Source organism: Arthrobacter alpinus, from assembly GCF_900105965.1.
GTDB lineage: Bacteria > Actinomycetota > Actinomycetes > Actinomycetales > Micrococcaceae > Specibacter > Specibacter alpinus.
The window spans coordinates 1,570,082-1,584,350 of record NZ_FNTV01000001.1; the positions used below are offsets into that span (position 1 = coordinate 1,570,082).

The window sequence follows — 14,269 nt, forward strand, 5'->3', positions numbered from 1 at the left end:
CGCCCGGCAGATGCCGGGCGGGACCTTTCTTCATTCTGGAAATCCTTGTTGCTGCGGGCAGCTTTTACTTAGCCGCCGATGTTTCCGTAGGACATGATCAGGCCCAGACCAATGATGACCGCACCCCAGACAAGTCCAAGGATCACCGTGAAGCGGTTGAGGTTGCGCTCAGCCACACCGGAGGAGCCGAGGTTGGAGCTCATGCCGCCACCAAACATGTCGGACAGGCCTCCGCCACGGCCCTTGTGCAGCAGAATCAGCAAGGTCAACAGCAAGCTGGTGACACCCAGGAGGATCTGCAGGGCGATTTGTAGTGCTTCCACGAGTTGCCTTTCAGCATGGTGATGGTGCCGCCCGGGTAGTGGGCTGCGAATAATAGGCGTTCAAGACGCGCGGCTGCAGCTAAATGCTGCCGCGGGTGCATCCGCAGTCAAGTGTAACCGTGTCCAGCCGCACAAGGCGAATGGACACGGTCACAGACACAACAGGTCCCACGCGCGCGAGGGGCCCCATTGCAGTCGCGCCAGCGGCTGCACTGGGCGGGCGTGGGGCTTAGTTGGTGACTAGGTGGTTTTCAAAGCGGGCGATGTTGGCAAATTCGCCAGCATCCAGGCTTGCGCCACCTACCAGTACGCCGTCAACATCACGCTCGGCCATGATGGCACCGACGTTGTTGGCCTTGACGGATCCACCGTAGAGCAGGCGGGTCTTGGCAGCGGTTTCGGCGTCAAAGAGAACTTCCAGCTCGGCACGGATGGCGGCACACATTTCCTGTGCATCCTCCGGTCCGGCGACTTCGCCGGTGCCGATGGCCCAGACGGGCTCATAGGCGATGACGAGTGTTGCGGCCTGCTCGGCAGTCAAGCCGGCCACACCGCCACGAATCTGCTCGAGGGTGTGCTCAACGTGAGTACCGGCCTGACGGATCTCAAGACCTTCACCGGCGCACAGGACAGGAGTGACCTCGTTGCGGAAGGCCGCCTTGACCTTGGCGTTGAGCAGTTCGTCGCTCTCATTGTGGAACTCGCGGCGTTCGCTGTGTCCAACGAGGACGTAGGCGCAGCCAAGCTTGTTCAGGAAAGCTCCGGAGATGTCACCCGTGTAGGCGCCTGAATCCTTGTCGGACAGGTCCTGACCGCCGTAGACCAGCTTGAGCTTGTCGCCCTGGACCAAGGTCTGGACGCCGCGAAGGTCTGTGAACGGCGGGAAGACTGCAACTTCCACCCGGCTGAAATCGTGGCGCGCATCGGACAAGGTCCATGCAAGCTTTTGCAGCAACGTGATGCCCTGGACGTGGTCCATGTTCATCTTCCAGTTGCCGGCGATCAGCGGCGTCCGGTCAAAGTTACCGTTGGTTGAAGTTGTCATCGTTATCTCGATTCTTGCGTAACTTGCATTAGAACTGTTGTACGTCTGTGCAAAAAGGTGGCGGCAGGCTTGCCTGCCGCCACCTGGGGCACTTAGCGGTCTAGGGCCAAAAGGCCCGGGAGTTCCTTACCTTCAAGGTACTCAAGGCTTGCGCCACCACCGGTTGAGATGTGACCGAATGATTCATCGGCAAATCCCAGTGAACGGACGGCGGAAGCGGAATCGCCGCCACCAACCACGGTGAAACCACCGTTGCTGCTGTTGGTGCTCAGCGCCTGTGCAACAGCGCGGGTACCTTCGGCGAAAGCGGCAAACTCAAACACACCCATGGGGCCGTTCCAGAAGACGGTCTTTGCACCGGCAATAGCTTCGGAGAAGGCAACACCAGATACTGGACCAATGTCCAGACCCAGTCCCTTCTCGCCGAAGGTGCTGGCTTCAATGGCGTCTGCGGCAACAACTTCGTGGGCTGCATCAGCGGAGAAGCCGGCAGCAACAACTACGTCGCTGGGCAGGACAAAAGTTGTTCCGGCCTCGGCGGCACGCGCCAAGTAATCCTGGACTACCGGGATCTGGTCAACTTCCAACAGTGAGGAGCCAACTTTGTGGCCCTGTGCAGCGAGGAAGGTGAACAGCATGCCGCCACCCACCAGAATGGAGTCGGCCTTGCCGATCAGGTTGTCAATCACTGCCAACTTGTCAGAAACCTTGGACCCGCCCAGAACAACAACGTACGGCCGTTCTGACTCGGTGGTGAGCTTGCGCAACACCTCAAGCTCCGTCCGGACAAGATCGCCCTGGTAGGACGGCAGAATCTTTGCAATGTTGAAGACACTGGCGTGCTTGCGGTGAACCGCGCCGAAGGCGTCGTCCACGTAAGCGCCGTTGGTGCCTGTCAACGCGGCAAGCTCGGCAGCGAAGGCTGCCCTCTCGGCGTCGTCCTTGGATGTTTCACGCGCGTCAAACCGTACGTTTTCCAAGACCAGGACGGAACCGTCGGCCAGGGCTGCGGCAGCGGCCGTGGCAGCAGGACCGGTTGTGTCAGCAGCCAAGGTCGCGTTGAGCTCGGGAGCCAACTCGGCCAGGCGGGCAACCGCGGGAGCCAAGGAGTACTTGGCCTCGGGAGCACCCTTCGGGCGACCCAGGTGGGCGCTGACCAGAACACGGGCACCGGCGCTAGCCAGAGCCGTGATAACAGGGATTGACGCCTTGATGCGTCCATCATCACTGACGTTAGAGCCGTCGAGCGGCACGTTCAGGTCACTTCTGACCAGAACGTACCGCCCGCGGACACCTTCATCGATGAGTTCGTTGAGGGTGTGAAGTGTCATTTTTACCCTAGAGCTTGGAGGCTACGAGCTCGGTCAAGTCGACCAGGCGGTTGGAGTAGCCCCACTCGTTGTCGTACCAGGAAACAACCTTGACCTGGTTGCCGATGACCTTGGTCAGGCCCGAGTCAAAGATGGAGGATGCCGGGTCGCCAACAATGTCCGAGGACACGATCGGGTCTTCGGTGTAGGTCAGGTAGCCGGCGAGCTTGCCTTCGGCAGCTGCAGCCTTGTAGGCGGCGTTGACTTCTTCAACGGTGACCTCGCGGCTCACAGTTGCGGTCAAGTCGGTTGCCGAACCTGTGGGGACGGGTACGCGGATGGCGTAACCATCGAGCTTGCCCTTGAGCTCCGGCAGAACCAGGCCAATGGCCTTGGCTGCACCTGTGGAGGTCGGGATCATGTTCACGGCTGCTGCGCGTGCACGGCGGAGGTCGCTGTGCGGGCCGTCCTGCAGGTTCTGGTCGGCAGTGTAGGCGTGGATGGTGGTCATCAGGCCACGCTCCAAACCGAAGTTGTCGTTCAGGACCTTGGCCAGCGGGCCCAGGCAGTTGGTGGTGCATGATGCGTTGGAGATGATGTGGTGTGCAGCGGGATCGTAAAGATCGTCGTTGACACCCAAAACAATGGTGATGTCCTCATTCGACGCCGGAGCGGAGATGAGGACCTTCTTGGCGCCAGCATCGATGTGCTTCTGTGCGTCTGCAGCCTTCGTGAAGAAGCCGGTGGATTCGATGACGATGTCAACGCCCAGCTCGCCCCAGGGGAGGTTTGCGGGATCGCGCTCAGCCAAAACGGTGATGGTCTTGCCATCAACGACGAGGTGGCCGTCTACAACCTCAACGGAAACGGACAAGCGGCCGTTCACGGAGTCGTACTTGAGCAGGTGTGCCAAGGCCTCGGGGCTGGTGAGGTCGTTGACAGCAACAATCTCAATGTCCGCACCCTGAGCCAAAGCTGCGCGGAAGTAGTTGCGGCCGATGCGGCCGAACCCGTTAATACCAATACGAGTAGTCACTTAGTTTCTCTCCTTGGGTGTTCTAACGAACACACGTAGTCAGGTTGAAGGACTCCTTCAACCATTATTTCCCGCACGACGTTGGGCAGAGATTTTGCATGGCGCGGATCGACAAGAGCGCGCCGTGATCTATATTACGTTCTATGGTGCCCGCCCCGTAAATCAAACGGAGCGGGCGTCCATATATTGGTCACACATTTCGCCTCGCGGCGGTTGTGTGGCTCGGCTGCAGCTTACGGCAGGATCAGCGAGCTGGCGTTCTTGCGAGCAGCTTCGAAGCGCTTGGAAACGTCGGCCCAGTTCACAATGTTCCAGAATGCCTTGACGTAGTCAGCCTTGACGTTGACGTAGTCCAGGTAGAAGGCGTGCTCCCACATGTCCAGCATCAGCAGCGGGGTGGTGGCTACGGGGATGTTGCCCTGCTGATCGAAGAGCTGCTCGATCAGCATGTTGCCGCCGAGGCCTTCGTAGGACAGCAATGCCCAGCCGGAGCCCTGGATGCCCATGGCTGCTGCGGTGAAGTGTGCGCGGAATGCATCGAAGGAACCGAATGCATCGTCGATTGCTGCGGCCAGTTCACCTTCGGGCTTGTCGCCGCCTTCGGGGGAAAGGTTGTTCCAGAAGATGGAGTGGTTGGTGTGGCCACCGAGGTGGAATGCCAAGTCCTTGGAGAACCTGTTGATGTTGGCGAAGTTGTTGGTCTCGCGTGCTTCGGCAAGCTGTTCCAGAGCCTGGTTGGCTCCTGCAACATAGGCAGCGTGGTGCTTGCTGTGGTGCAGTTCCATGATGCGGGCGGAAATATTGGGCTCCAGTGCAGCGTAGTCATAGCTGAGTTCTGGAAGTGTGTACTTAGTCACGGTTCCTCCGTTGCGATTCTTCTGTGGTTTTACCGGTGCGGCTTTTCGGAACCGAAAAGGACCGGCAGTGCAAAGACGGCCTATGCAGACCTTGCTTCTTCTCTACTCTTCCATACTAGGCGTGTTAGCCGTCGAGCATGTCAAAGGTGACGTTGGACTCAGTGCCTGGAATGCCCAAATCTTTGGCTTTTTTATCCGCCATGGCAAGCAGCCGCCTGATCCTTCCGGCAATGGCGTCCTTGGTCAGGGGCGGGTCGGCGAGCCGGCCCAGTTCGTCCAGGCTGGCTTGTTTATGCGCAACGCGCAATGCGCCAGCGTATTTGAGGTGCTCGGGTACGTCCTCACCCAGAATTTCCAGCGCGCGTTCAACGCGTGCACCTGCGGCTACCGCCGCTTGGGCGGAGCGGCGTAGATTGGCGTCATCAAAGTTGGCCAGGCGGTTAGCTGTGGCACGAACTTCCTTGCGCATGCGCCGTTCTTCCCACACGAGGAAGGTGTCATGCGCGCCCATGCGGACCAGCAGTGCCCCGATCGTGTCGCCATCACGAATAACCACGCGGTCAATGCCGCGCACGTCCCGGGCCTTCGCCGTAATGTCCAACCGCCGGGCGGCACCAACGAGTGCCAGCGCGGCCTCGGGCCCCGGGCAGGTGACCTCCAAAGCCGAGGATCGGCCGGGTTCGGTCAATGAGCCATGGGCCAAGAATGCGCCGCGCCAGACGGCCTCGGCATCGGCGGCCGAACCATTGACGACGGCGGACGGCAGTCCGCGAACGGGGCGGCCACGGCCGTCGAGGAGACCGCTCTGGCGGGCGAGAGATTCGCCGTCGCGCACTACGCGGACAACGTAGCGGCTGCCGCGGCGCAGGCCTCCACCTGACACCACCACAATCTCGCTTTGGTGCCCGTACATCTCTGCGATGGCAACGCGTAGACGCCTGGCAGTTGCCGCAGTGTCCACCTCGGCTTCAATCACGATGCGCCCGGAGATGATGTGCAGTCCCCCGGCAAAGCGCAGGAGTGCCGAAACTTCCGCCTTGCGCACCGAGGACTTTTTAACGTCCAGCCGGGACAGTTCCTCTTTGACAGCTGCGGTCAGCGCCATGGTTCAGCCTTCACTTTCACGTAACTTTTTGGTCCCCAAAAATATCCCGGTACACCGCTGCCAACCGCAGTGGGTCGTGCACAGCTTTTGCGCCGGAACTTCCAACCTTACCGAAAACAACCTCGGCACCAATCATCGCGGCTGCTTCTGTGAATTCCACAACATCGCCTACCGACTCAGGATCCGCCATAACTACGTCAATCGTGAAATCCGGTGCGTAGCGGGCTATCACGTGGAGATGATCTGCGGCGTTCATCCCGGTGGCTTCAAGATCGTTGACGTCCAAGTTCATGGTGAGGAGTCGCTTGGCCTTCGTGGTGCACAGCGCCCTTCGCATTTCCGGCAGCAACAGGTGGGGCAGGACCGAGGTGTACCAGGAGCCTGGCCCCAGGACCACCCAGTCAGCGTTGTGGATGGCTGCAACGGCTTCCTTGCAGGCGGGTGCGTCCTCGGGCAACAGCCGGACGTCCTGGAGCTGACCGGCCTTGGCGAGCACTGACTGGCCCTGAATCAATTCGCCCGGCACGCCGTTGCGGTTGACCCGGGCCTCGATGGTCAGGGGAACGCTGGCCATGGGAAGCACCTCGCCGCGGGCGCCAAGCAGCGCACCGGCCCAGCGCAATCCGGCCACCGTGTCGCCGAGGAGTTCCCACAGCGTCACGATCAGGAGGTTGCCCATGGCGTGGTTGTCGAGTGAACCGGGATCGCCATTGCGTGAGGAAAAGCGGTGTTGCATGACGTCACGCCAGGTCCTGCCCCAGTCGGTATCGTCACAGAGCGCCGAGAGGGCCATGCGGAGATCACCGGGGGGCAGTACATCGAGTTCTTGGCGAAGCCTGCCGGAGGAACCGCCGTCGTCCGCGACAGTGACGACGGCGGTGACCTGGCCTGTGACCAGCCGCAATGCCGACAAGGACGCGTAGAGGCCGTGTCCCCCGCCCAGCGCAGCAACCTTCACTCCGGCCTCCGGGCTGGAGAGCTTCGTGGCCGAAGGAATGATCGGCAGAATTCCTGTGTACACGCCTACTCCCGGCCGAGGTCGCGGTGACGAATGCTGGTAGTGACGCGCGGCAGCTGGCTCAAGCGCCTGGCGAGCTCAATTGCCACGGCGACGGAACGGTGTTTTCCTCCCGTGCAGCCAACGGCGATCGTGGCGTAGTGCTTGTTCTCCCGGCGGTAGCCTTCAAACACGGGTTCGAGCGCGTGGACATAGCGGTCCACGAAGTCTGCGGCACCGTTGTCGTTGAGCACGAAGTTGCTAACGGCTTCATCCTGTCCCGTGAGGGGGCGCAGCTGCGGGATCCAGTGGGGGTTGGGGATGAAGCGGACATCGGCAACGTAGTTGGCGTCCACGGGTAGGCCGTATTTGAATCCGAAGCTCATGATGGTCAGGCTAAGAACCACGGGGCCGGATTCGGAGAACAGTTCCGTGACGGCGGTGCCTAGCTGGTGAACGTTGAGGTCAGAGGTGTCCAGGACCATCTCGGCCTGATCCTTCATTTCCGCCAGCAGCAAGCGTTCGGCGCCGATGCCATCGAGGATCCGCCCGTCCTTCTGGAGGGGGTGGGGGCGCCTGCCCTGTTCGAAGCGACGGACCAGGGTGTCGTCGTTGGAATCGAGGAAGAGAACCCGGTATTTCACGCCAGCTGCCGAGAGTGCGTTGAGGGATTCACGGATGTCGGCAAAGAGGGCCTTGCCGCGAACGTCGACCACCACGGCCAGTTTGGGCAGGGCGGCAGGCATGCGTGAGACGAGCTCGGCCAAGGTGCCCAGCATCTGCGGTGGCAAGTTCTCAATGACATACCAGCCGTGATCTTCGAGCGCGTTCGCAGCGGTGCTGCGACCGGCACCGGACATGCCGGTGACGACGAGCAGTTCTGGCTCTACGGGCTTGATCGGGGTGAGGTCTCCCTCAACCGCAGTCGGTTCAACGTCGTTTGCGGAGGTGTCTTGCTGTTCAGTCATTGCTCTTCCCTGTCACTTGGTGGCTAGGACACGGGGGCAACCATCGTCCCCACCACGTCTATGTGCAAGCCTAGTCCCCACACTCTCCCACCGCTTGTTCCTCGCGGCGGGTCCCTCGAGCGAGTGGGCCCACCCGCGGGGCCCCGCGCGAGCGAAGCGATGGGGAGGGCGCCGCAGCTACTCGAGAATCTCGCCCGTGGTCATGTTGACGGCTGGAGCAGCTTCGGCCCCGGCCGCGTCGTCTCCATGAACGACGTCGTGGATGGCCTGGGCGAGCACCTGGCCGACGCCCTTGGCGCCGGACAACTCCTCGAGTGTTGCTGCGCGCACCTTCTTGAGCGAGCCAAAATGAGCCAGCAACGACTTTTGTTTGGCCGCGCCTAGTCCGGGAACCTGATCCAACACCGAGGCCGTCATGGCCTTGCCTCGTTTGGCTCGATGGAAGGTGATGGCAAAGCGGTGGGCCTCGTCACGAATGCGCTGGAGAAGGTACAAGCCCTCAGAGGACCGTGGCAAGATGACAGGGAAATCACTGCCCGGCACCCAAACCTCTTCAAGGCGTTTGGCCAGGCCCACCACGGCGACGTCCTCGATGCCGAGATCGGCGAGGGCCTTGGATGCGGCGTTGACCTGGGGTACGCCGCCGTCGACCACAACAAGGTTGGGCGGGTAGGCGAACTTGGACTTGGGGGCCTCGGGCGAATCCTGCCCTGGACCAGCAAGATCAATGCTGCCGGAGGCTTGGACAGCCCGTGAACGCTCTTCTTTTTCACTGAGATAGTTGCGGAATCGGCGCGTGATGACGTCATACATGGAGGCGGTATCGTCAATCGCGGCCTCCCCCGTGATGGCGAACTTGCGGTACTCGCTCTTCTTGGCGAGGCCGTCTTCAACCACCACCATGGAGGCAACCACGTTGGTCCCCTGCACATGTGAGATGTCGTAGCACTCAATGCGCAGCAGGGGCATGGGCAGTTCCAACGCTTCTTGCAACTCCTGCAACGCCAACGATCGGGTGGTCAAATCCCCTGCACGCCGTGACTTGTGCAGCATCATGGACTGGCGGGCATTGGCCTGTACGGTGTCCATGAGGGCAGCCTTCTCGCCACGCTGGGGGACCTTGATGGAAACCTTGCCGTGACGTAAGTCGCCCAACCATTGGGCCAGGTCCTCGTGGTTGCTGGGCAGCTCCGGGACCAGGATTTGGCGCGGAATGGCGTCTTGCTGGGATTCCTCGGCCCCGTAAACCTGCTGCATGAGATGTTCCCAGAGCTCGGCGTCGGAGGCGTCTTCCACCTTTTCCACAACCCAGCCACGCTGGCCACGGATTCTACCGCCGCGGACATGGAAAACCTGAACGGCCGCTTCGAGATCGTCCTGTTCGACGGCGAAAATATCGGCGTTCGTGTCTTCCGTCAGAACAACAGCGTTCCGCTCAAAAACCTTGCGCAGGGCGATCACGTCATCGCGCAGCCGGGCGGCTTGCTCGTAATCCATCTCCGCGGCCGCCTCCGCCATCTTCTTTTCCAGCGTGCTGATGAAGCGCTTGGCCTCGCCGCCCATGAAATCGCAGAAATCCTGCGCCAGCGCTTTGTGTTCCTCGGGGCTGACGCGTCCCACACATGGGGCCGCGCACTTGTCGATGTATCCCAGCAAACAGGGCCGGCCACTGCGCTCGGCGCGTCGCAGGACTCCGGTGCTGCAACTCCGGACAGGGAAAACCCGCAGCAGGGTGTCCATGGTTTCACGGATAGCCCCTGCCGTGTAGGGCCCAAAATACTTGGTGCCTTTGCGCCGCTCGCCCCGCATGACCTGAACTCGCGGGTATTTCTCGCTCATGGAGACTGCGAGGTATGGATAGGTTTTGTCATCCCGGAAGGCCAGGTTGTAGCGCGGCTCGAATTCCTTGATCCAGGTAAATTCCAGCTGTAGCGCTTCCAATTCGCTGCCCACAATGGTCCACTGCACGCTCGCAGCATGATGAACCATGGCGTAGGTCTTGGGCAGCAACGTGGCCGGGTTCGCAAAATACGAGTTCAGGCGCGACCGCAGGTTTTTGGCCTTGCCCACGTAAATGATGCGCCCGTGTTCGTCGCGGAAACGGTATACACCTGGGTCAGTGGGAATCTCGCCCGGTTTGGGCCTATAGGAAGCTGGATCTGCCACGGGTCACTCGACGCTGGGGCTCTGGTTGTACTTGGGGCTGCGTTCCTGGCCGGTCAGCTCGGCGATGGCATCCATGATGGTGTCCGTGACGTGACGACGGGCCGGCAGGGAATGATCCGGCCCCGTCTTCTCAAAGTACAGCGGCTTGCCGAAGCGCAGCGTGAACTTGGCTGGTTTGAACCCCTTGCTGCCGGCGGGTTGCAACTTTTCGGTGCCGATCATGCCGACCGGTACTACGGGTGCGCCCGTGGTCAGTGCCAGCCAACCCACACCCGTCCTGCCACGGTAAAGGATGCCGTCGCGGGAACGGGTACCTTCGGGGTAAATGCCCACGCCTTCATTGCGTCCCAGAATTTCCAGAAGCGTCTTCAGCGCCTGCACGCTGGCTGCCTGCTCGCCGCGTTCCACCGGAATGGAGTGCACGGATTCAAAGAACTGCTTCATGAGCTTGCCTTTGACGCCCTTGCCGGTGAAGTATTCGGCCTTGGCAAAGAAAGAAACCGGCCGTGGCGTCAGCGCCTGCACAATCACCGAGTCAAAGAACGACAGGTGGTTGGGCGCCACAATGAATGGCCCGTTGACGGGGACGTTCTCAAGACCTTCCACCGTGGGGCGGCATAGCGTACTGATGGTTCCTCGGGTCAATACCCGGGTCAGGTCATAGAGCGCCACGGACTCCCTTTCCTGAGTTCAGAGCGGTCTCCGAACCGTCCAGACCAGCCAGTTCGGCTGCCAGTTCCACCGTGGAATGCACGACGACGGAAACTCCTGCCGCCGCCAGCTCACCTTCGGCGGCAAATCCCCACGCAACGCCGATGCAATCAAGGCCGTTGCTGCGGGCTCCGTCCACGTCCTGGTGCCTGTCCCCCACCATCACTGCGGGCAGTTGGGTGGCGTCTGCGGATAGGAGCGACACGTCGCGCAGGGCGGCAGCGATTATTTCCGCCTTGCCCGGGCGGTAGTCCGCGTCGCCGGGCTTGAGGGTTTCATCGGCGTGGGAGCCGCGGATGACGTGGAAGTACTCATCGATCCCGTGATGGGCCAACAGCTTTTTAGCCAGCGGCTCGGGCTTTTGTGTGGCAACTGCCAAGGCAACGCCACTGGCCCTCAGCTGTGCCAAGAGTGTCTTGATGCCCGGGTAAAGCTGCGACATGGCCATGCCTTGGCCCGCGTACCACTGCCGGTACACGGCAATGACCTCATCGACCTTGTCTGAGGGTACGTCAACAAGGCTGATCAGCGCATCGGCAAGTTTCGGGCCGATCATGGCCGCAAGCACCTCGGCCTCCGGCACGGGCAGGTCCATGGCGCTCAGGGCATGGGCAATACCACCTGTAATGCCACCTGCAGGGTCAACGAGGGTTCCGTCAAGGTCAAAGAGAACGGCGCTGCGGGGGCTGCCGGCCTCCGGGGCGTCCCGAAGCAGGCCGTCATGAGCGAGGGTGGGGGAAACAGTAGTCACGTCCATAGTTTCTCATGGTCACGCCCCACCCTCCCCCATCCATGCCACGGGAGGCATGCATTCAGGGGGTGGGGCCGGATCTGATCAGGCGTCGAGGACCTCGCGCAGGAACGTGGCCGTGTAGCTTTCATCGCTCTTGGCAACCTTTTCGGGGGTGCCGGTTGCGATGACCCGCCCACCGCCGGTGCCTCCGTCAGGCCCCAGATCCACGATCCAGTCGGAGCTCTTGATGACGTCAAGGTTATGTTCAATCACGATTACCGTGTTGCCTTTGTCCACCAGCCCCTGCAGTACCAACAGGAGTTTGCGGATGTCCTCAAAGTGCAGGCCCGTGGTGGGCTCGTCGAGGACATAGATGCTCCGGCCGTTCGAGCGCTTCTGCAGTTCCGCTGCCAGCTTCACGCGTTGCGCCTCGCCGCCGGAGAGCGTGGTGGAGGCCTGCCCCAGCCTGACGTAACCAAGTCCGACGTCGACCAGCGTGCGCAGGTGCCGGGCTATCGGGGTGAAGGCGGCGAAGAAGTCAGCGCCTTCCTCGATGGGCATGTTGAGCACATCGGCGATGGACTTGCCCTTGTAGTGGACCTCGAGCGTTTCCCGGTTGTACCGGGCACCGTGGCACACCTCGCAGGGGACGTAAACGTCCGGCAGGAAGTTCATTTCAATCTTCAGCGTGCCATCACCGGTGCAGGCTTCACAGCGCCCGCCCTTGACGTTGAAGGAGAAGCGGCCCGGCTGGTAGCCGCGCATCTTGGATTCATTTGTCTCGGCAAAGAGCTTGCGGATGTTGTCGAACACGCCCGTGTACGTTGCAGGGTTGGAGCGCGGTGTGCGGCCGATGGGGCTCTGGTCCACGTGCACCACCTTGTCGAGGTGTTCGAGCCCGTCCACGCGCAGGTGCCGTCCGGCCACCTGCTTTGCACCGTTGAGCTTGTTGGCCAGGACCTTGTAGAGGATCTCGTTGACCAGGGTGGACTTGCCGGAGCCGCTCACACCGGTCACGGCCGTGAGGACGCCGAGCGGGAACTTCACATCAATGTTCAGGAGGTTGTTTTCGCGTGCCCCAACCACCGTGAGCTCACGCTTTTTGTCGTATTTGCGGCGCTTGGCCGGCAGCGCAATGCTCTTGCGTCCAGACAGGTAATCCCCTGTCAGCGATCGAGTGTTGGCCAGCAACTCTTCCAGGGAACCGGAGTGCACCACCTCGCCGCCGTGTTCACCGGCACCGGGGCCAATATCGACGATCCAGTCGGCTTCCTTGATGGTGTCCTCATCATGCTCCACCACAATCAAGGTGTTGCCGAGGTCGCGCAGACGCGTCAGGGTCTCAATGAGGCGGCGATTGTCCCGCTGATGCAGGCCGATGGACGGCTCATCGAGAACGTACAGCACGCCAACAAGGCCTGAACCGATCTGGGTGGCAAGGCGGATGCGCTGTGCCTCGCCTCCGGACAGTGTTGCCGACGCACGTTCGAGGTTCAAATATTCAAGGCCAACGTCGAGCAGGAAGCGCAGGCGCGCCTGGATTTCCTTGAGCACCTGGCTGGCGATCTGGGCCTCGCGGCCAGTAAGCACCAGGTTGGACAGGAACTCGAAGCAGTCGCGCATGGACATGGCGCAGACCTCGGCAATGGACTTGCCGTTGATCAGGACGGACAAAGATGCCGGATTCAGGCGTGCACCACCACAGGACGGGCACGGAATCTGCCGCATGTATTCTTCGTAGCGGTCACGGGCCGAATCGGATTCGGTCTCGATGTGCTTGCGCTGGATGTACTGTACGGCGCCTTCGAAACCCGTGCTGTACTTGCGTTCACGACCAAAACGGTTCTTGTACTGGACAACGACCTTGTGGTCCTTGCCGTACAGGATGGCGGTCCGGGTGTCCGTGTCCAGCTTGTTCCACGGGGTCTCCATTTTGAAGTCCAGCTCCGTTGAGAGCCCTTCAAGGAGCCGGTTCCAGTATTCCGTGGTGGCGGTGCCCAGGGACCACGGCGCGATGGCACCCTCACGCAGTGAGAGGAAGGGGTTTGGAACTACCAGTTCCTCGTCAACCTCCAGCTTCGTGCCGATGCCGCTGCAGGCGTTGCAGGCGCCAAAGGGGTTGTTGAAGGAGAAGGAACGCGGCTCGATCTCATCGATGGCCAGCGGATGTTCGTTGGGGCAGGCCAGGTTCTCGGAGAAGGAGCGGATGCGGCCGGCATCATCCTCGGCAAGGTCAACGAGTTCGGCAAGAACGCGACCCTCGGCAAGACCCAGGGCCGTCTCCACTGAATCTGTGAGGCGCTGCTGAATGCCTTCCTTGACCACGAGCCGGTCAACCACCACCTCGATGGTGTGCTTGAACGTTTTCTTGAGCTTGGGCGGATCGCTCAACTGCACCTGTTCGCCGTCGACCTTGGCACGCGAGTAACCCTTTGCTGTCAGTTCCCTGAACAAGTCAACGAACTCGCCTTTGCGATCCCGCACAACCGGCGCCAGAATCTGGAAACGGGTGCCGTCGGGCATCTCGAGGAGCTGGTCCACAATCTGCTGCGGGGTCTGCTTCGCGATGGGCTCGCCGCACACAGGGCAGTGCGCCGTGCCAACGCGCGCCCAGAGCAGACGCATGTAGTCATAGATCTCGGTGATGGTGCCCACCGTGGACCGCGGGTTTTTCGACGTCGATTTCTGATCGATGGAAACGGCCGGGGACAGACCCTCGATGAAGTCAACGTCAGGCTTGTCCACCTGGCCAAGGAACTGCCGCGCGTAGGCGGACAGCGATTCCACATAGCGGCGCTGGCCTTCGGCAAAGATGGTGTCAAACGCGAGCGACGACTTGCCCGAACCGGAGAGGCCAGTGAAAACGATCATGGCATCGCGCGGCAAGTCGAGATCCACGTTGCGCAGGTTGTGCTCACGGGCTCCCTTGACCACAAGGCGGGACAAATCCGGGCGCTTTAGGGCAATTTCGGGGGTTACAGACTGGGCCATTGTTTCCTTCACATCGCTGTCTGCCAC

General features: G+C 61.3%; 12 protein-coding genes. All 12 read right to left on the reverse strand.

Features of this window, described 5'->3' with window-relative positions; all coding sequences use genetic code 11:
* Window positions 1-68: 68 nt before the first annotated feature.
* Window positions 69-323, reverse strand: a complete 255-nt coding sequence (gene secG, locus BLV41_RS07415) for a preprotein translocase subunit SecG (protein WP_044572123.1) — start codon at window positions 321-323, stop codon at window positions 69-71.
* Window positions 324-552: 229 nt separating this feature from the next.
* Window positions 553-1,368: a triose-phosphate isomerase gene (gene tpiA / locus BLV41_RS07420; protein ID WP_044572121.1), complete on the reverse strand. Its 816-nt coding sequence runs from the start codon at window positions 1,366-1,368 to the stop codon at window positions 553-555.
* Between the two features lie 92 nt (window positions 1,369-1,460).
* Window positions 1,461-2,699: a phosphoglycerate kinase gene (locus tag BLV41_RS07425; protein ID WP_074711205.1), complete on the reverse strand. Its 1,239-nt coding sequence runs from the start codon at window positions 2,697-2,699 to the stop codon at window positions 1,461-1,463.
* Between the two features lie 7 nt (window positions 2,700-2,706).
* A complete protein-coding gene (gene gap / locus BLV41_RS07430; protein WP_044572117.1) occupies window positions 2,707-3,714 on the reverse strand; it encodes a type I glyceraldehyde-3-phosphate dehydrogenase in 1,008 nt (335 codons plus the stop codon).
* 233 nt (window positions 3,715-3,947) lie between these two features.
* Entirely contained in the window at window positions 3,948-4,571 is a 624-nt protein-coding gene (locus BLV41_RS07435; RefSeq protein ID WP_074711206.1) for a superoxide dismutase, read from the reverse strand.
* 124 nt (window positions 4,572-4,695) lie between these two features.
* Window positions 4,696-5,676 carry a DNA-binding protein WhiA gene (gene whiA, locus BLV41_RS07440; RefSeq protein ID WP_044572114.1) on the reverse strand — a complete coding sequence of 327 codons (981 nt, stop codon included), beginning with the start codon at window positions 5,674-5,676 and terminating at the stop codon, window positions 4,696-4,698.
* 16 nt (window positions 5,677-5,692) lie between these two features.
* Window positions 5,693-6,697 carry a gluconeogenesis factor YvcK family protein gene (locus BLV41_RS07445; protein WP_074711207.1) on the reverse strand — a complete coding sequence of 335 codons (1,005 nt, stop codon included), beginning with the start codon at window positions 6,695-6,697 and terminating at the stop codon, window positions 5,693-5,695.
* Window positions 6,698-6,699: 2 nt separating this feature from the next.
* Window positions 6,700-7,641 (reverse strand): RNase adapter RapZ, encoded by a 942-nt coding sequence (rapZ, locus tag BLV41_RS07450; RefSeq protein WP_044572110.1) that lies wholly within the window; start codon window positions 7,639-7,641, stop codon window positions 6,700-6,702.
* 177 nt (window positions 7,642-7,818) lie between these two features.
* Window positions 7,819-9,807 carry an excinuclease ABC subunit UvrC gene (gene uvrC / locus BLV41_RS07455; RefSeq protein WP_074711208.1) on the reverse strand — a complete coding sequence of 663 codons (1,989 nt, stop codon included), beginning with the start codon at window positions 9,805-9,807 and terminating at the stop codon, window positions 7,819-7,821.
* Window positions 9,808-9,810: 3 nt separating this feature from the next.
* Window positions 9,811-10,479: a lysophospholipid acyltransferase family protein gene (locus BLV41_RS07460; RefSeq protein ID WP_074711209.1), complete on the reverse strand. Its 669-nt coding sequence runs from the start codon at window positions 10,477-10,479 to the stop codon at window positions 9,811-9,813.
* Window positions 10,466-11,269 carry an HAD hydrolase-like protein gene (locus BLV41_RS07465; protein ID WP_244516781.1) on the reverse strand — a complete coding sequence of 268 codons (804 nt, stop codon included), beginning with the start codon at window positions 11,267-11,269 and terminating at the stop codon, window positions 10,466-10,468. The genes BLV41_RS07460 and BLV41_RS07465 overlap by 14 nt, the downstream gene beginning before the upstream one ends.
* Before the next feature lie 84 nt (window positions 11,270-11,353).
* Complete coding sequence (gene uvrA / locus BLV41_RS07470) at window positions 11,354-14,242, reverse strand: excinuclease ABC subunit UvrA (protein ID WP_074711210.1); 2,889 nt, start codon at window positions 14,240-14,242, stop codon at window positions 11,354-11,356.
* Between the last annotated feature and the right edge of the window lie 27 nt (window positions 14,243-14,269).